The organism is Serratia sp. T13T92 (genome assembly GCF_047530105.1).
In the GTDB taxonomy this organism is placed as follows: domain Bacteria; phylum Pseudomonadota; class Gammaproteobacteria; order Enterobacterales; family Enterobacteriaceae; genus Chania; species Chania fonticola.
The window spans coordinates 512,259-530,673 of the sequence record NZ_JBLJAK010000001.1; the positions used below are offsets into that span (position 1 = coordinate 512,259).

Sequence of the window (18,415 nt, forward strand, 5' to 3'; positions counted from 1 at the left end):
CCATGACTAAATTCTCTGTTAAAAATCACCAAGTTAAACGATTCAGCCGCAGTAAACCCGCAGCCCGCCAGAAATCGCAGGCGCCGCGGCGAGTGGTTATCTTCAACAAACCCTTTGATGTGTTACCACAATTTACCGACGAAGCCGGCCGCGTCACCCTGAAAAAATTCATTCCTTTCAGCGATGTTTATGCCGCTGGGCGCCTCGATCGCGACAGCGAAGGCTTACTGGTGCTGACCAACGACGGCAAGCTACAGGCGCAGCTAACCCAGCCAGGCAAACGCACCGGTAAGATTTACTATGTACAGGTTGAAGGCGAACCACAGGATAGCGATCTGGCAGCATTGCGCCTTGGCGTTACGCTGAACGATGGGCCAACCCTGCCCGCTGGAGCGGAACGGGTCGAAGAGCCAGAATGGCTATGGCCGCGCAATCCACCGATCCGGGAACGCAAGACCATCCCCACCAGTTGGCTGAAAATCACGCTCTACGAGGGCCGAAACCGCCAGGTGCGTCGCATGACGGCACATATCGGCTTCCCTACCCTGCGCCTGATTCGTTACAGTATGGGCAATCTTTCCCTGGGGGGCTTGCAACCTGGGGAATGGCAGACCGTCGATTCACTATAAGGAACCGCCATGTTTAAGCCGCACGTCACTGTTGCCTGCGTGGTTCATGCCGCCGGTAAATTTTTGGTGGTCGAAGAAACCATCAACGGTAAAGCCCTGTGGAATCAACCGGCAGGCCATCTCGAGGCGGATGAAACGCTGGTCCAGGCCGCCGAGCGCGAACTGTGGGAAGAAACCGGCATCCGCGCCACGCCGCAGTCTTTTCTGCGGATGCATCAGTGGATCGCGCCAGATCGCACGCCGTTTCTGCGCTTCTGCTTTGTGATTGAGCTGGAGCAGCCGCTGCCCACCGAGCCGCAAGACGATGATATTGACTGCTGCCTGTGGCTGACCGCCGAGCAGATCCTGGAGGCTGAAAACCTGCGTTCACCGCTGGTGGCTGAGACGATCCGTTGTTATCAGCAGCCGGAACGCTACCCGTTGTCGCTGGTTGCCAGCTTTAACTGGCCGCTTTAACCGCAAATAAGGGCCGTGCGCGCAGGCAGCCAACGTGGTAAAATCCTGCGCTTGTTTTTTATCGCACAGTACGTGTTCAAGTTCGTGAGATCCCCATGTCAGACAACAGCCAGAAAAAAGTGATCGTCGGAATGTCCGGCGGCGTCGACTCTTCCGTTACCGCCTATCTGTTACAACAACAGGGCTATCAGGTCGCTGGGTTGTTTATGAAGAACTGGGAAGAAGACGACGACGAGGAATACTGCTCGGCCGCCACCGATTTGGCCGATGCGCAAGCCGTCTGCGACAAGCTGGGCATCGAGCTGCATACGGTGAACTTCGCAGCGGAATACTGGGACAACGTGTTCGAGCTGTTCCTTGAAGAGTACAAGGCAGGCCGTACCCCTAACCCGGATATCCTGTGCAATAAAGAAATCAAATTCAAAGCGTTCCTGGAGTTTGCGGCGGAAGATCTGGGGGCGGATTTTATCGCTACCGGTCACTATGTCCGCCGCCAGGACGTGGACGGCAAAAGCCGCCTGCTGCGCGGCGTCGACGGTAACAAAGACCAGAGCTATTTCCTGTATACGCTAAGCCACGAGCAGGTTGCGCAAAGCCTGTTCCCGGTTGGCGAGTTGGAAAAGCCAGAGGTGCGCCGCATTGCGGAGCAACTGGAACTGGTTACCGCCAAGAAAAAAGACTCTACCGGCATCTGCTTTATCGGCGAACGTAAATTCCGCGACTTCCTGGGCCGCTATCTGCCAGCACAGCCAGGCCCGATTGTTAGCGTCGACGGCCAAACCATCGGCGAGCACCAGGGCTTGATGTATCACACCCTTGGCCAACGCAAAGGGTTGGGCATCGGCGGTATGAAAGACAGCAGCGAAGATCCGTGGTACGTGGTGGATAAAGACGTCGCCAACAATATTCTGGTGGTCGCCCAAGGCCACGAACATCCGCGCCTGATGTCTATCGGCCTGATCGCCCAGCAGTTACATTGGGTGGATCGCCTGCCGTTGACACAACCTCTGCGCTGTACGGTTAAAACCCGTTATCGCCAGCAGGATATTCCTTGCACCGTGACGCCGCTAGACGCCGAGCGCATCGAAGTCCGCTTCGATGAGCCGGTCGCAGCCGTCACCCCAGGCCAGTCCGCCGTGTTTTATCAGGGCGATATCTGCCTGGGCGGCGGCATTATTGAACAGCGTATACAGGAGTAACCATGGCGAAGAATTATTACGACATCACGCTGGCCATGGCCGGGATTAGCCAAGCGGCCCGTCTGGTACAACAGTTGGCGCACGAAGGGCAAATGGATGGCGAAGCCTTCCATACCTCGCTCAACAGCCTGTTGCAGATGGATCCCCCTTCTACCCTGGCGGTGTTCGGCGGTGAAGAGCGTAACCTGAAGATGGGGCTGGAAACCTTGATTGGCGTACTCAACGCCAATAACAAAGGCCCGGCCGCCGAGCTGACCCGCTACACCATCAGCCTGATGGTGCTGGAGCGCAAGCTTAACGCCAACAAAACGGCGATGAATACGCTCGGCGAGCGCTTGAGCCAGTTGGAGCGTCAGTTGGCGCATTATGAACTGGGTTCAGATACCATCATCAGCGCTCTGGCCGGTATCTATGTCGATGTTGTGGCACCATTGGGGCCGCGCATCCAGGTCACAGGTTCACCCGCCATCCTGCAAAATCCGCAGGTTCAGGCCAAGGTTCGTGCCACCCTGCTCGCCGGTATCCGTGCCGCCGTGCTGTGGCAACAGGTTGGCGGTAGCCGCCTGCAGTTAATGTTTTCCCGTAATCGTCTGCTCAAGCAGGCGCAAAATATCGTTGCTCATTGTTAAACTTCCCAGGAGTTGCTACCGATGGAATTATCCTCACTGACCGCCGTTTCCCCCATTGATGGACGCTACGGTGATAAAGTCAGCGCACTGCGCACCATTTTTAGCGAGTATGGCTTGCTGAAATTCCGCGTGCAGGTTGAAGTACGTTGGCTGCAAAAACTGGCCGCTTGCGCAGAGATCAAAGAAGTTCCCGCTTTTGACGCCGACGCAAACGCTTACCTTGATAAGATCGTCGCAGAATTCAGTGAAGAAGACGCCCAGCGCATCAAGACCATCGAGCGCACCACCAACCACGACGTGAAAGCGGTGGAGTACTTCCTGAAAGAAAAAGTGGAATCAGTACCCGCTCTGCACGCCGTGTCCGAGTTTATCCACTTCGCCTGTACCTCTGAAGACATCAACAACCTGTCCCACGCACTGATGCTGCACACCGCTCGTCAGGATGTGGTGTTGCCGCACTGGCGCAAAATCATCGAGTCCATCAAAGGGTTGGCGCTGGAATATCGCGATATTCCGCTGCTGTCACGTACCCATGGCCAACCTGCTACCCCGTCTACCGTGGGTAAAGAGTTTGCCAACGTGGCCTACCGGATGGAGCGTCAATATCGTCAGTTAGAGCGCATTGAGATCCTCGGCAAAATCAACGGCGCGGTGGGTAACTACAATGCCCACATCGTGGCCTATCCGGAAGTGGACTGGCACAGCTTCAGCGAAGAGTTCGTCACCTCGCTGGGAGTGACCTGGAACCCGTACACCACCCAGATCGAGCCGCACGACTATATCGCCGAGCTGTTCGACTGCGTAGCGCGTTTCAACACCATCCTGATCGACTTTGACCGCGATATCTGGGGTTACATTGCCCTGAACCACTTCAAGCAAAAAACCATTGCCGGTGAGATCGGTTCTTCCACCATGCCGCACAAGGTTAACCCGATCGACTTCGAGAACTCCGAAGGCAACCTGGGCCTGGCTAACGCGGTGCTGGGCCATCTGGCTAGCAAACTGCCGGTTTCCCGCTGGCAGCGTGACCTGACGGACTCCACGGTGCTGCGTAACCTGGGCGTGGGCCTGGGCTATGCGCTGATTGCTTATCAGGCCACCATGAAAGGCATCAGCAAGCTGGAAGTGAACCGTGCGCACCTGCTGGACGAGCTGGATCACAACTGGGAAGTGCTGGCCGAGCCGATCCAGACCGTGATGCGCCGCTACGGCATCGAAAAGCCGTATGAGAAGCTGAAAGAGCTGACCCGTGGTAAACGCGTGGATGCGGCAGGTATGCAAGCCTTTATCGATAGCCTGGAACTGCCGGAAGACGAGAAAACCCGTCTGAAAGCCATGACGCCAGCTAACTATATTGGCCGCGCCACCACCATGGTTGACGAGCTGAAGTAAGCGTCTCCCCCTTGTAGCTTTTAAAGGCTCTTTAGTTACCCGCCCAAGGGCGGGTAAACTTTAACCGAGCTGAACCGGACTCCACAGCCGGATCATCTATGAAACAACAAGCCGCGCCCCTACGCAGCGAACAGATTATCTTGCCGTTTATAGTGAGCTATCTGTGAAACGCCGCCCTTTATGGTAGAAAACTCGATCGTGCTCACCGATGGGTCTTAATACGCGGCAGGGAACGCCCGCAGCGACCACATCTGCAGGCACATCCTTGGTCACCACGCTTCCAGCACCAATAACGCTGTTACGACCTATGGTGACGCCAGGGTTAATGATGACCCCACTACCAATCCAGACATTATCTTCAATGGTGACGGGCAAAGAAAACTGCTGACCGGTAATACGCACTGCAGGATCCACCGGGTGCCCCGTGGTAGATATCGTGACATTCGGTGCAATCATTACATTATCGCCAATCAGCACCTTACCGTCGTCCACCACAACCAGATTAAAGTTGGCGTAAAAGTTTTCCCCAATAGCGATCTGGCTACCATAGGCAACATGCAGTGGCGGCTCAATCCAAAAGTTCTTGCCGACCCTTCCCATCAGTTGTCGGATCAGCGCTTCACGTTTTGTCCGCTCTGAAGGCCGCGTATGATTAAAGTCATAAACCAATTCTTTGCCGCGCAGGCGCTCTTCTGCCATACCTTCATCCATATCAGTGTATAAACACCCACTGGCTAACTTTTCCCGTTGCGTCATCATCGCATTATCCTTGTCGTTGACTATGCCATATCCCTTACGGCTTCAGGTTCAGGTTTAAAAGCTGACAGCGGCCCACGTCCCGACAAAGTGAAGACTGATATCAGAGTAAACGTTAGCGCAATAAGCCCCAGAATAAGGTAGGTTCCGTGGAAGCCGACTTTTTCATACATATTCCCGGCAAAGACCGACATAAACATGATGGCTAATTGTTTAAAGAAACAGAAACAAACCAGATAAATAGTGGCAGAGAAACGCACCTCAAATACCGAAGTGATATACTTAAAACAGCCGACGATCAGGAACGGAATTTCAAACATATGCAAGGTTTTCAGAATAACCACTTCTAACGGCGTAGAGGCAAATGAAGAGCCGATAATACGTATCGACATGATTAGCCCCGCGAGCAACAGCGCATTTTTCCCACCGATGCGATTCACAATGAGCGGTGCAAAAAACATGATTGAGGCATTCAGCAACTCCCCCATCGTGGTGACATAACCAAAAACACGCGTTCCTTGTTCAGTTGAAGAGAAGAACGAAGTGAAAAAGTTGGCGAATTGCTGATCAAACACATCATAGGTACAGGAAACGCCTACCACGTACAGGGCTAAAAACCACAGTTTTGAGTCTTTCAGTAATTCGAACGCCAAGCGTAAATTAAACGGCTTACTGTTAGCGCCCAATTTGTCAGCAACCTCGGCGGTACTGCCGGTTTCAGGCTTAGCGATAAGTAACAGGATCGCCAGTATCACGGCACAACCAGAGCCCAGCCAGAATACAAATTCGTTGTTGATGGTAAACATAATACCAACCACAGAGGCACACAACGCCCAGCCTACACAGCCAAATAAACGCGCACGGCCAAATTCAAACGAGCTACGGCGGCTTACTTTTTCTATATACGCTTCAATAGCCGGCGCACCTCCGTTATAAATGAAACCAAGATAAATCCCGCCCACGATGGAGCCTAAAACAATGTTGGTGCGTAGTAGCGGGCCAAAAACATAGATAAAGAACGGCGCAAACAACACCAGCATTCCTGTGATTATCCACAGCAAGTGTTTTCTCAACCCCAGCTTATCCGACAGCAAGCCAAATATCGGTTGAAAGAGTAATGAGAAGAAGGAGATGCTGGCAAAGATAATGCCGGTATCGCTTTTACTGACCTGGTTGATGTCATGCAGCCAGATGGGGAAAAACGGGAAATAGGCCCCCATGATGAAGAAGTAGAAAAAGAAAAACAGCCCAAACATCCAGAAGTTAGTGTTTTTTAAATAGTACATGCGAACTCCTTGTGCAAAACCCAAGCGCGTTTGAGTTCATACTCAAGTACGCGACATTATTTATATTTTCATCAGGTAGGAGATAGATACTTTTCTTTATTTTAAAAATTCGAGTTGCGGGAGTGTGCTAAACCCGCGCCTCCAGTCACATAGATAACCATGTGACTGGAGTAAATAAGTACAACTAAGAATCCATCCCATGATGAATAAGTCTTATCCGCCGTACTGCCAAACCAACTTATAGTTATAGTGCTCAGCATCCAAGATAAAATCCGGGCTCACACTCGGGCTCCATGAGTCATCACCGCCGACCCCCATATGGAAACCATCTATATTGACCCAAGCCCCCTGCTCCGCGCGCAACAAATGGTTATGTGAGGTATCAGCCAATTGTTGCTGGCCATATTGGCTGAGGCCAAAGTGGAAATCCCCCTGCCACTGCCAGTGACCAAAATTCAGTTGGCGAGTATTGCAACGCAATCCATTCTCCGTTGGGAAAATGTATGGCGTATGTAGCTCAGAAAGCGGTAACGTCCACCGCCCAAGCTGAGCGGAAAGCTGGCGGTCAGGATAGTTTTCGTGTGGGCCTAACCCCAGCCACGTTGCGTGTTCAGCAACCTCCGCAAGTTGGCAGCTCAAGCCAATCCGCGCCGGTGCTGGAATTCCATGGGCTACGTCAACGTTGACATCAATATGCAGTTTACCCAGGCGGTCGATCAAAAAGGTCTTGCGGCTGATAAACATGATGTTGTTTTGGTAGGCATAAGCATGGGCTGTGCAGATCTGCACGCCTTGTGAAATCGCATCGGCTTCACAGTGCAGTAAGCGCGTTTCTAGCGCGTACATTCCAGCTCTCTTCCAACGTTCTACCCATGCATTAGGATCGATGTGAGCGGCATCGCTCACACCAATGTCATTATCAAGCGGTGCGCGGGTAAAGTTGTCGCGTAACGGCGCCAACAGAGCGGCTTTTTCATCCTGCCACCACTGTTCAAGCAAACCGGTTTGCCGATTGAACTGCCAGCGCTGTGTACCCCACTCAATGCTGAAAGCGTCATTATGCTCGTTCAACCGAGGTGACTGCGCCTGAACGTCGCTGTAATCGGTTGGTAAGGTTAATGGTCGAGATAAACGCCACTGGTCCCAGGCACAACGATGATGCTCTTCAGACCATGCCGTTGCCTTGATTTGGCGAACCTCCACGTTCAACCACAGTTCACCGCTCTCTTTCAGTTCGGGAATATCACCCAATACGATTTTCTGTGTACCCTGCGCCGCTAATAACAGTTCAACCTCGCCCTGTGCAATAGCTTTCCCGTCCAAGGTTACATTCCAATAAAGCCGCTCGTTATCGCTGTTACGGAATAAATACTCACTGCTCACTTCAACCGTTAACGGCTGCTGTTCGAGCATTTGGAACTGATAAAACTGCTGGGCACGCTGCGCTTCAAACAGTGCCGGGTGCGGGCTGCGATCGGGGAATACCAACCCGTTCAGACAAAATTGGCGGTCATTGGGCGTATCACCGAAGTCGCCGCCGTAAGCCCAGTAAGATTGACCATCATCATCAAGACGCGTCAAACCTTGGTCGACCCAGTCCCAGACAAAGCCCCCCTGCAGTCGCGGATGTTTACGAAAAGCCTGCCAGTAACGATCAAAACCACCAAAGCTGTTGCCCATCGCATGAGCATACTCACACAGGATCAGTGGGCGGTTTTCATCGGGCATGCCGATCCACTTCTTGATCGACCATTTGGGTACTACCGGGAAAGGCTGATCCTGGTCGACGCGGGCATACATGGGGCACACAATATCCGTTGCCGCCGAATTGGCACCGCCGCCTTCATACTGCACTGGACGAGTAGGATCCTGGCTTTTCACCCAGCGATACAGCGCATCATGATTGCTGCCGTGGCCGGACTCGTTGCCCAGAGACCAGATGATGATGCAGGCATGGTTGCGATCGCGTTGTACCATGCGCGTAACGCGCTCGCTCATGGCAGGTAGCCAGAGCGGATCGTTCGACAGCCGGTTCATCGGCTGCATGCCGTGGGTTTCAATATTAGCCTCATCCACTACGTACAGGCCGTAGCGATCGCACAGCTTGTACCACAGCGGGTGGTTTGGATAATGGGAACAGCGCACCGCGTTGAAATTATGCTGCTTCATCAGCAGGATATCCTGACGCATGGTGGCTTCATCCATGACCTGACCCTGCTCAGGATGGTGCTCATGGCGGTTGATACCACGTATCAATAGCGGCTGTCCGTTAAGCTTCAGTAAGCCGTTGCTGATTTCAACCTGGCGGAAACCGACATCATAGGCTTCAGCCTCCAGCAATTCACCCGTTGGGGAGAGCAACTTGACCACTGCGCGATACAGTGTCGGCGTCTCTGCACTCCACAAGGCGGGTTGATCCACCGGCAGGCGCAGGGTCGTACGCTCATCATAAGCGCCGCGCTCATCGATAATCTCGCTGCCGAAGTCCTGCGTTTTCTCGGCGATCAGGGCATCTTTACGCCACAGTTGCACCTGCACCCGGTGTTGTTGTGGCTGATGAGCTCGCACCTCTACCACCAATTCCCCTCGGCGGAAACTGTCACTTAATGGCGTGGTGATAGAGATATCGCTCAGGTGAGTGGCGGGTTTATGCAATAGGCTGACATCGCGGAAAATCCCGCTCATGCGCCACATATCCTGATCTTCCAGATAACTGCCGTCGCACCAGCGTAATACCATCACCGCCAGCCGGTTTTCCCCTGGAACCAAAACGTCGCTGAGATCGAATTCAGCAGGTAAACGGCTGTCTTGCGAATAGCCAACCCAGTGACCATTGCACCACAGATAAAACGCAGAATTGACACCGTCGAAAATAATCCGGGTCTGTCCCTGTGCTAACCACCCATCATCAAGATTAAATGTGAGCGAATAACATCCCGTGGGATTTTCTACCGGGACGAAAGGCGGATTAACTGGGATCGGATAGGTAACGTTGGTGTAAATCGGTGCATCGTAGCCAGCCAATTGCCAGTTTGACGGCACCTGTATTTCATCAGCGTTGTCCAGGTCGTTCTGTAACCAGGTCTCCGGCACCCGTTCTGGCTGACTAAAATAGCTAAACTTCCAGGTGCCATTTAATGAAGCAGACTGAGCTGAAGCCCTATCTTCTCTTGCATCTTGCTCATTGCGCCAACTTTGAAATGGCGGATGCGCGGGTAGGCGACGGTATTGCGTACAGGCAGGATTTTCCCAGTCTCGACGAGATAAAACAGCGCTGAGTGATTTCCCTGTTTGAGATGAGTTCATGCTTTCCCTCTAAATGTTATACGCTCACAATTAACAATAAAATGAACAATGCGCGTAGAGGTGTAAAGCAAATATCCTTGGGAAAGCGAGATCAGTCACAAATTAAGCTCAGGGATCGCAACCGATCCCTGACTTTGGCGGCTATTTTCCCTCGAGCGCGGAGATTTGACGTGCGATACGCAGCAACTCCTGGGATAAAGTGTGCAGCGATACCTTTTCTTGATTCATAACCGCCGTTGTATGCCTTTGCACCAGACTGGTCGTCAAACGCAAAGAACCGGCATGAGACACATGTCGATCTTCCAGACACTGAACCAGGCGTTTAACGCTTTCCTGCCCCAACATCCGAAAGTCCTGCTTAATGGTTGTCAGCGGTGGGTAATAATAAGCACTGTCTTCAGTATCATCGTACCCCACTACCGACATTTGCACCGGAATTTGCAACCCGTACTCCTGCAGTGCACGCAGCACGCCTAACGCCATTTGATCGTTAGCAACCAAGATCGCCGTTGGGTGTTTTGGCAAGCTCAGGATCTGCCCGGCAAGCTGGTAACCGGAGGCCGCACTCCAATCTCCATGGAGCACAGAACAAGGCTTCAACTGACGCTCTGCTAACGTAGTCAGCCACCCCTGATAGCGCAAGCGTGCCGAAATCGAGACCAGCGGCCCGGTAATCAGTGCTATATCACGATGCCCAAGAGCAACGACATGTTCTACCCCTTGTCGAGCCCCCTGATAGGGATCAAAAAGAATGCTGGAGACATCAGAATCAGGGTCGACGTCCAAAAACAGCGCAGGCACCTCGCCACAAACTTGTTCAATAGCGTGAGAATCTTCAGCGCAGAGCGAAACGTTAATCAGCAATCCATCCACCCTTTGCGACAACAGCTCATTTATCGCAGTGCGACAGGCCTGAACGCTAAGATCTTCCACCATGGAAATCACCACGTTAAATCCCATCTGGTTTGCCTGCGTTTTAATTGCCGAAGCGATTTGAGAAGGTGCGTGCAGCGCTAGTTCGGTGGTCGCCAGCCCCAGCGTAAAACTCTGTTTGCCTGCAAGTTGCTGTGCGACACGGTTTGGTACGTAATTCAGCGCAGCCATGGCCTGCTCGACCTTCGCGCGGGTTTTATCCGAAACGTGTTCAGCACGATTTAATACCCGTGACACGGTTTGATACGACACTCCGGAATAGTCGGCGACGTCATTCAGCGTGACAGATTTAGGCTTCATACGGTTTCTCGCGTCGATTAATTCAAAGAAATCAAGCTAATGAGTATCAATCATAGCAGCTTAAAACGCTATCCAACCAGGCATTATTGACTGTACGGCCTGAAGGTATTGATTTCAGGCCTTCGGGCCCATAAAGACTGAACCCGTAAATCACACAACCCTTATTTTTTACTAAAAACTGATGAAAGTTCGCCGACATCACTTACAATGCCAGATAACGAAGTTTGCCGTTCAGGCTGTGAGATAAGGATAGATATGGCAACGCTGAAAGACATCGCGGCCGAAGCAGGAGTTTCATTGGCGACGGTCTCCCGGGTTTTGAATGACGATCCCACGCTCAACGTCAAAGAAGAAACCAAGCATCGCATTCTGGAAATTGCCGAAAAGCTGGAATACAAGACCAGCAGTGCCAAAAAGCATCTGACTAACACAGTGGTACAGCACCACGTGCTGGCGCTATACAGCTATAAGCAAGAGATGGAAATCAACGATCCTTATTATCTTTCCATTCGCCACGGCATCGAAACCCAGTGTGAGAGGTTGGGGATTGAACTCACCAACTGCTACAAAAACAACCAACTGCCGGATTTGAAAAAGATCACCGGCGTGCTGATCGTCAGCAAGCCTGCACCTGAGATCCTGCGTAAGGCAGCGGCGCTAACCGACAACATCTGCTTTATTGATTTTAATGAGCCCGGTTCCGAGTACGACTCAGTGGATATCGATCTGACAAAAATCAGCAAAGAGATCATCGACTTCTTTATTGAACACGGGGCCAAACGCATCGGTTTTATCGGCGGTGCCGATGAGCCGAATAAAGCGGATATCCGCGAAGCGGCCTTTGTGGAATATGGGCGGCTGAAAGGCGTGGTCCGCGATCAAGATATCTACCGTGGCGATTTCTCTAGCGCCTCCGGCTATGAGCTGGCGAAAAAAATGCTGGCAACCGCGGATTATCCTGCCGCGCTGTTTGTCGCCTCAGACTCCATTGCCATTGGGGTACTGCGCAGCATTCATGAGTTGGGGTTGAAAATCCCACAGGACATCGCCCTGATCAGCGTGAACGATATCCCGACCGCACGTTTTACCTTCCCACCGCTTTCTACCGTGCGTATCCACTCGGAAATGATGGGGATCCAAGGGGTCAACCTGCTGCTGGAGAAATTCCGTGATGGTCGTGCCCTGCCACTACAGGTCTACGTGCCCAGCAAGTTAAAGCTGCGTGAAACCACCAAGTAACTGACGACTCAATTCTCGCCATGTTGGGGCGCCGCATGCTGCGCCCGTTAAAACGCCTATCCCGTATCCAACCGCTTAGTTATTAGTAAAAAATACTAATAATTACGGGTTTTTTTACCTAAAAATCTGCCACTTTTTGCCACTTCTCTCCGCCTACCACGCCAATCAGCCATTTCTTTAACCCGATCACAGATCCACCAGCACAATGAGCATAAAGCGTGATCGAGTTAAAGCAAAACAAATTATCGGCTATATTTTAGTAAATATTTTACTAAAATCACTCCAAGCATTGACGCATTCCATGCCAAGACTGCGGCCTACAGCATTCAGACCAGGAGAGATGACGTGAATAATTGGGAAAACTTTCAACACCTGCATGAGAACCGAATGGCCCCCCGCGCCTACTTCTTCTCATATGACTCACTCAAGCGTGCCCAAACCTTTCAGCGCGCCCTCAGCAGCCACTTTATGGCGCTCAGCGGCCAATGGAGCTTTAACTACTTCACCAACCCGCTGCTGGTGCCCGACGACTTTTATTCACAAAGGATGACTGACTGGGGCCAGATCACGGTGCCCAACATGTGGCAAATGGAAGGCCACGGCATCCTGCAATATACCGATGAGGGCTTCCCCTTCCCGATCGATGTGCCTTTCGTGCCGACAGACAACCCAACCGGTGCTTACCAGCGTAGTTTCACACTAGGTGAACAGTGGAGCGGGAAACAGACCATCATCAAATTTGATGGGGTTGAGACCTATTTTGAAGTGTACGTTAACGGCCAGTATGTGGGTTTCAGCAAGGGCAGCCGCCTGACCGCCGAATTTGATATCTCCGGTTACGTACACTCTGGGGAAAACCTGCTGGCCGTGCGCGTCATGCAGTGGGCGGACTCGACCTATATTGAAGATCAGGATATGTGGTGGACGGCTGGCATCTTCCGTGATGTCTATCTGGTGGGCAAAGAGCCGGTTCACGTGCAGGATCTGACCGTTCGCACCGATTTTGCCGCTGACTATCAAAGCGCGACCCTGTCCTGCGCACTGGAGATCGAGAATCTGTCTGGGGCACCGCTAGCAGACTACGTGGTCGAGTATGCCCTGTTTGATAACGATAACCTCCTGGCGCAGCAGTGCCTGGGCGCACAAACCCAGACCCATTTTGCTATCAATCTGGCAAATCCCATCCAGTGGTCAGCGGAAAACCCTTATCTCTATCAGTTGTTTATCACGCTTAAAGACCCAAGCGGCACCGTGCTGGAGGTGATACCTCAACGCGTCGGGTTCCGCGATATCAAGGTGCGTGATGGCCTGTTCTATATCAACAACCAGTATGTGATGCTGCACGGCGTCAACCGCCATGATAACGACCATCTGAAAGGCCGTGCGGTAGGCATGGATCGCGTCGAAAAAGATCTGATCCTGATGAAGCAGCACAATATCAACTCGGTACGAACCGCCCATTACCCGAACGACCCGCGCTTTTATGAGCTCTGCGACATTTACGGGCTGTTCGTGATGGCCGAAACCGACGTCGAAACCCACGGTTTTGCCAACGTGGGCGATCTGAGCCGCATCACCAACGATCCGGCCTGGGAAACGGTATTCGTCGATCGCATCGTGCGCCACGTTCACGCGCAGAAGAACCATCCGTCGATCGTGATGTGGTCGCTGGGCAATGAGTCCGGCTACGGCTGCAACATCCACACGATGTACCACGCCACCAAAGCCATCGACGATACCCGCCTGGTGCATTACGAAGAAGATCGCGATGCCGAGGTAGTGGATATCATCTCCACCATGTATACCCGTGCGCCGTTGATGAATGAGTTTGGTGAACACCCACACGCCAAGCCACGCATCATCTGTGAATACGCGCACGCCATGGGCAATGGCCCCGGCGGCCTGACGGAATATCAGAACGTGTTTTACCAGCACGATCATATTCAGGGCCACTACGTTTGGGAGTGGTGCGATCACGGCATCCTCGCGCACGACGAGCAAGGCCAGGCGTTTTACAAATACGGCGGCGACTTCGGCGACTATCCGAACAACTACAACTTCTGCATGGACGGGCTGATCTTCCCGGATCAAACCCCAGGGCCGGGCCTGAAGGAGTACAAGCAGGTTATCGCGCCGGTGAAGATCCGCGCGCTTGAGGCACGCCTTGGCACCTTCCTGGTTGAGAACAAGCTGTGGTTTACCAATCTGGATGATTACACCCTCACCGCCGAGATCCGCGCAGAAGGGGAAACGCTGGCAACGCTGCCTCTGCGGTTGAAAGATCTGGCGGCCAACTCCTCACGGGAAATCCGCCTCGACCTGCCTGAACTGGATGAGCGCGAAACCTTTGTGAACTTCACCGTACGCAAGAACTCCAGCACGCTCTACAGCCCAGCCAATCACGAAATCGCGGTGTACCAGTTCCAGCTCAAAGAGAACACGGCGCAGGCAGAAGTCTATACCAACCTCAACGCCCTGCCACTACGGGTAGCGGAAAGCCGCCTGGCGTACTGCATCAGTGGCCAGGACTTTACGCTGACCTTCTCCAAGGTGAACGGCAAGCTGACCTCCTGGATGAGCAAGGGGGAAGAGATTATCGCCTCTGCTCCGGCGTTAAGCTTCTTCAAACCGATGATCGATAACCATAAACAGGAGTATCAGGGCCTGTGGGAACCCGCTCATCTGCAAATCATGCAAGAGCACTTCCGTACATTGGACGTCGTTCAGGCCGATGGCCGCGTTGAAATCACCGTCACCAGCATCATCGCCCCGCCGGTCTTCGACTTCGGCATGCGCTGTTGCTACCGCTACCAGATCAATGCCGAAGGCCAGCTCAACGTGGAACTCAGCGGCGAGCGTTATGGCGATTATCCGTACGTGATCCCGGCCATCGGGCTGGATATGGGCATCAACGGCGGCTTTGACCGGGTGAACTACTATGGCCGCGGCCCGGAGGAAAACTATCAGGACAGCCAGCAGGCCAACCTGATCGATATCTACCAGACCACGGTGGCCGAGATGTTCGAGCACTATCCGTTCCCACAAAACAACGGTAACCGCCAGCATGTGCGCTGGGCCGCGTTCACCAATCGCCACGGTACCGGCCTGCTGGTCAAACCGCAGCAACCGATCAACTTCAGCGCCTGGGAGTACACCAGCCAGAACCTGCATCAGGCGCAGCACACCAATGAGCTGCAACCGAGCGGTTATATCACCCTCAACCTTGACCACCAGGTGATGGGCCTGGGTTCCAACTCCTGGGGCAGCGAAATCCTCGACTCCTACCGGGTTTACATGGCGCCCTTCCGCTACGGCCTGACACTGATGCCGCTGCAAGCCGGTGACGTCAGCGCCCAAGCGCTGGCCAATCATGACTTTGCCAATGACTTCTTCACTCCAACCACCAACGAGGCCTGATCCATGCACGTATTAGACAACCTGGAACAATTCAAAGTGGTTTACCGGGACGGCCGCAAATGGAACCGTTGTGTGGAAGCCATTGAGAACATTGCCAATATCAAAGACGGCGTGATGCACTCCATCGGTGACGCGCTGGTCTATATGATTGAAGACGGCGTCACCTGCAATCGCGCGACCTTTGAAGGCAACCGTCGCTATTTCACCATCCATTATTACCTCGAGGGCGGTGAAACGGTGGAGTTCGCGCAGAAATCCGCCCTCTCCCCCGTTGAGGCCTACCGCGATGAAACCGACCGCGAATACCTGGAAGGCACCGGGCAAACCTGTGAAATACGTGCCGGGCAACTGGCGATTTTTGACAATCAGGAAGCCTACCGCTTCCACGGCGATAACCGGGTAAGAAAAGTGGTGCTGCGGGTCACCATTGAGGATGGCTACATGTTGAACAAGTGATCCTGCTGATTATGAAGCGAGCCGGGCGGGAAATCTCTCCCGCACCATCCAGATTGAGTTCATCATTGATGTCGTTCATCGGAGGACGCTATGTCCGATTCTTTACGTGGCACGATTGGCAAGTTTGCCCTGTTGTCGATGACCTTTGCGGCGGTGTTCAACGTACGCAATATCGTCAACAACAACATTGAGCTGGGCTTGAGTTCAGCCCCGGTATTTTTGTTTGCGACCCTGGTCTACTTCATTCCCTTTGTGTTTATTATCGCGGAGTTTGTGTCCGCCAATAAGAACTCCGAGTCGGGAATGTACGACTGGCTAAAACAGCCTCTGGGCACCCGAGCAGCCTATATGGGGTCGTTCCTGTATTGGTTCGTCAACCTGTTCTGGTTTGTATCATTGCTGCCTAACGTGATTGCCTATGCGTCGTACGCCATTATGGGCCGCGAATACGCCTTTTCCCCGGTGATGGTATCGATCATCTCGATCGTACTGTTTGCCGCCACCACCCATATTTCCACCAAGGGTGCCAGTTGGTTGGGCAAGATTGCCGAAGTCGTCGCCTATGGGGTATTCGCCCTGTTTGCGATTTACGTATTGGGCGCACTAATGGCGCTGAGCGGCGATCACGTCCCGGCGCAGCCTATTACGCTGGAGGCGATGACGCCGACGGTGAACTGGGCAACGTTGGGTATCATGTGTTGGATTTTCCAGGCGGCTGGCGGTGCAGAAACGGCGGCGGCCTACCTCAATGACGTCAAAGGGGGCCAGAAGTCGTTTATCAAGGTGATTATCATTGCCGGTGCGGTGATCGGTGGGATGTATGCCGTCGGTTCCCTGTTGGTTAACGTGTTTGTCGCGCGTGAAAACCTGACCTACGCGGGCGGCATGGTGGAAATCTTCACCGGGATGGCCAAGTACTTCAGTATTTCCGAAACGCTGGTGGGCCGCCTGGTGGGTATCGTGCTGTTCATCGCCATTTTTGGTTCGATGATGATGTGGACCTCCGCGCCGGTGAAGATCCACTTCTCCGAGATCCCGAAAGGCGTTTACGGCCAGAAAACCACCGAGCTGAACAAGCATGGCGTTCCGGTACGTGCCGCATGGTGGCAATTTGCCTTCGTGTTCGTGATGTTGGTGGTTAACGGCTTTGGTTCCGAATCGGTACAGCAGATGATGAACACCGCGATTAACCTGACGGCGGGGACGGCGATGCTGCCACCGATCTTTATCATGGTGGCCTACTTCGTGTTCCGCTGGAAGCATGACGATACGCCGCGCGAGTTCCGCATGGGGTCGCGTAAATTCGGGATGGGTGTAGTTTCGGTGCTGATCACCATCTTTGTGGTCAGCATGACAGCGTCGGCATTCCCGCCGGGTGTCGATCTGATGAAGGCCTTCTTTATCAACGTCTGTATGACCGCCGTGTTCTCGGCGCTGGCCTGGTGGTGGATTTCACGCTTCGAGGCTAAACAGGTGAGAAATAAGGCGGCACTAACCGAGCAGTAATTAACGAGACACCATTGCTGAATACGTAGGGGGCGAACATGTTCGCCCCGATATATCAACGGACGTGGCACTCGACAAAGCGGGCGCAGCATGCAGCGCCCCTACGAAGAAATGAGTCGGTTAGCTGTTTGGCGGCATAAACGCCTGCAAACGCTGTATCTGCTGGCCATCAGAGCCAAAGTTCTCGTCAGCCAGCCAACCTTCGAACGCACTACGCATCTGCGGCCAGTTTTGGTCGATCATGGCGAACCAGTCGGTATCCCGGTTGCGGCCCTTGGTGACCAACGCCTGCAAAAAACGCCCTTCGTATTGGAACCCAAAGCGTTGCGCTGCCTGCCGGGAAGGTGCATTCAGGCTATCGCATTTCCATTCGCAGCGGCGGTAACCCAACTCATCAAAGGTGTGGCGCAGCATCAGGTAAATCGCCTCGGTGGCGCAGGAGCGCTGCTTCATCAGCGGTGACCAACAGACGTGGCCAATTTCCAACACGCCGCTGGCCTCTTCAATCCGCATAAAGGCCACCGTGCCGACGGGCAGATCGGTGGCTAAATCGAACACCACCAGATTCACCAACGCCGGGTTGGCCTGCAGGTTTTCCAGATGCGCACGCAGTTCCTGCGGGCTATCCGGCCGCTCCCTCATCAGGTAAGTCCAGTCACGACCGTCTGGCGCGAGCTGGTAAGCCGCAAACAGCGCGGCAAAGTCCCGCTCGGCGTCCAACATCGTGAGGCGGCAAAATTTGCCCGTCAGCGTCACCTCCTGCGGCCGTGGCAAGGCATGCCATTGCACCAAGGGTTCGCCCACCGGCTGACCATATTGATTTATCGCCATAAAAGTATTCCGTCTGGTTGCAGCAAAAGTAGGTTCTCCGCAACAGCATATACCGATGCCAGATCGCAGCATACAGACCA

At 53.4% G+C, this 18,415-nt stretch carries 14 protein-coding genes; 9 read left to right on the top strand and 5 right to left on the bottom strand.

Annotated features, from left to right (window positions below):
- The first annotated feature begins 2 nt into the window (after positions 1–2).
- The 5 genes from rluE to purB all read left to right on the top strand — a co-directional run bounded on the left by rluE (position 3) and on the right by purB (position 4,305).
- Complete coding sequence (gene rluE / locus ACMV5I_RS02410; protein WP_202811225.1) at positions 3–629, top strand: 23S rRNA pseudouridine(2457) synthase RluE; 627 nt, start codon at positions 3–5, stop codon at positions 627–629.
- A gap of 9 nt (positions 630–638) precedes the next feature.
- Positions 639–1,085, top strand: a complete 447-nt coding sequence (locus tag ACMV5I_RS02415; protein WP_021804669.1) for an NUDIX hydrolase — start codon at positions 639–641, stop codon at positions 1,083–1,085.
- 95 nt (positions 1,086–1,180) lie between these two features.
- Positions 1,181–2,284 (top strand): tRNA 2-thiouridine(34) synthase MnmA, encoded by a 1,104-nt coding sequence (gene mnmA, locus ACMV5I_RS02420; RefSeq protein ID WP_021178255.1) that lies wholly within the window; start codon positions 1,181–1,183, stop codon positions 2,282–2,284.
- A gap of 2 nt (positions 2,285–2,286) precedes the next feature.
- Positions 2,287–2,913, top strand: coding sequence for a high frequency lysogenization protein HflD (hflD, locus tag ACMV5I_RS02425; protein WP_021804670.1), 627 nt, complete (start codon positions 2,287–2,289; stop codon positions 2,911–2,913).
- Between the two features lie 21 nt (positions 2,914–2,934).
- Positions 2,935–4,305 (top strand): adenylosuccinate lyase, encoded by a 1,371-nt coding sequence (purB, locus tag ACMV5I_RS02430; RefSeq protein WP_414823584.1) that lies wholly within the window; start codon positions 2,935–2,937, stop codon positions 4,303–4,305.
- A gap of 147 nt (positions 4,306–4,452) precedes the next feature.
- On the opposite strand, the gene ACMV5I_RS02435 is transcribed toward purB, so the two are convergent.
- The 4 genes from ACMV5I_RS02435 to ACMV5I_RS02450 form a co-directional block, all read right to left on the bottom strand.
- Positions 4,453–5,061 (bottom strand): maltose acetyltransferase domain-containing protein, encoded by a 609-nt coding sequence (locus tag ACMV5I_RS02435; protein ID WP_121608952.1) that lies wholly within the window; start codon positions 5,059–5,061, stop codon positions 4,453–4,455.
- Positions 5,062–5,084: 23 nt separating this feature from the next.
- Complete coding sequence (locus ACMV5I_RS02440) at positions 5,085–6,347, bottom strand: MFS transporter (protein ID WP_121606616.1); 1,263 nt, start codon at positions 6,345–6,347, stop codon at positions 5,085–5,087.
- 213 nt (positions 6,348–6,560) lie between these two features.
- The gene (locus tag ACMV5I_RS02445) at positions 6,561–9,653 is read right to left on the bottom strand and encodes a beta-galactosidase (protein ID WP_414823585.1); all 3,093 of its coding nucleotides are present in this window, start codon (positions 9,651–9,653) and stop codon (positions 6,561–6,563) included.
- Positions 9,654–9,794: 141 nt separating this feature from the next.
- On the bottom strand, positions 9,795–10,886 hold the full coding sequence (locus ACMV5I_RS02450) for a LacI family DNA-binding transcriptional regulator (RefSeq protein ID WP_121606615.1): 1,092 nt from the start codon (positions 10,884–10,886) through the stop codon (positions 9,795–9,797).
- Between the two features lie 255 nt (positions 10,887–11,141).
- On the opposite strand from ACMV5I_RS02450, the gene ebgR reads away from it, so the two are divergent.
- The 4 genes from ebgR (at position 11,142) to ACMV5I_RS02470 (ending at position 17,504) form a co-directional block, all read left to right on the top strand.
- Complete coding sequence (gene ebgR / locus ACMV5I_RS02455; RefSeq protein WP_121606614.1) at positions 11,142–12,125, top strand: transcriptional regulator EbgR; 984 nt, start codon at positions 11,142–11,144, stop codon at positions 12,123–12,125.
- A gap of 345 nt (positions 12,126–12,470) precedes the next feature.
- Positions 12,471–15,542, top strand: a complete 3,072-nt coding sequence (ebgA, locus tag ACMV5I_RS02460; protein WP_414823586.1) for a beta-galactosidase subunit alpha — start codon at positions 12,471–12,473, stop codon at positions 15,540–15,542.
- A 3-nt stretch (positions 15,543–15,545) separates the two neighbouring features.
- Positions 15,546–15,998 carry a beta-galactosidase subunit beta gene (locus ACMV5I_RS02465; RefSeq protein WP_414823587.1) on the top strand — a complete coding sequence of 151 codons (453 nt, stop codon included), beginning with the start codon at positions 15,546–15,548 and terminating at the stop codon, positions 15,996–15,998.
- Positions 15,999–16,088: 90 nt separating this feature from the next.
- Entirely contained in the window at positions 16,089–17,504 is a 1,416-nt protein-coding gene (locus tag ACMV5I_RS02470; protein ID WP_414823588.1) for an amino acid permease, read from the top strand.
- 120 nt (positions 17,505–17,624) lie between these two features.
- Here the strand turns inward: ACMV5I_RS02470 and ACMV5I_RS02475 are convergent, their stop codons facing one another.
- A complete protein-coding gene (locus tag ACMV5I_RS02475) occupies positions 17,625–18,335 on the bottom strand; it encodes a GNAT family N-acetyltransferase (RefSeq protein WP_414823589.1) in 711 nt (236 codons plus the stop codon).
- Positions 18,336–18,415 lie beyond the last annotated feature (80 nt).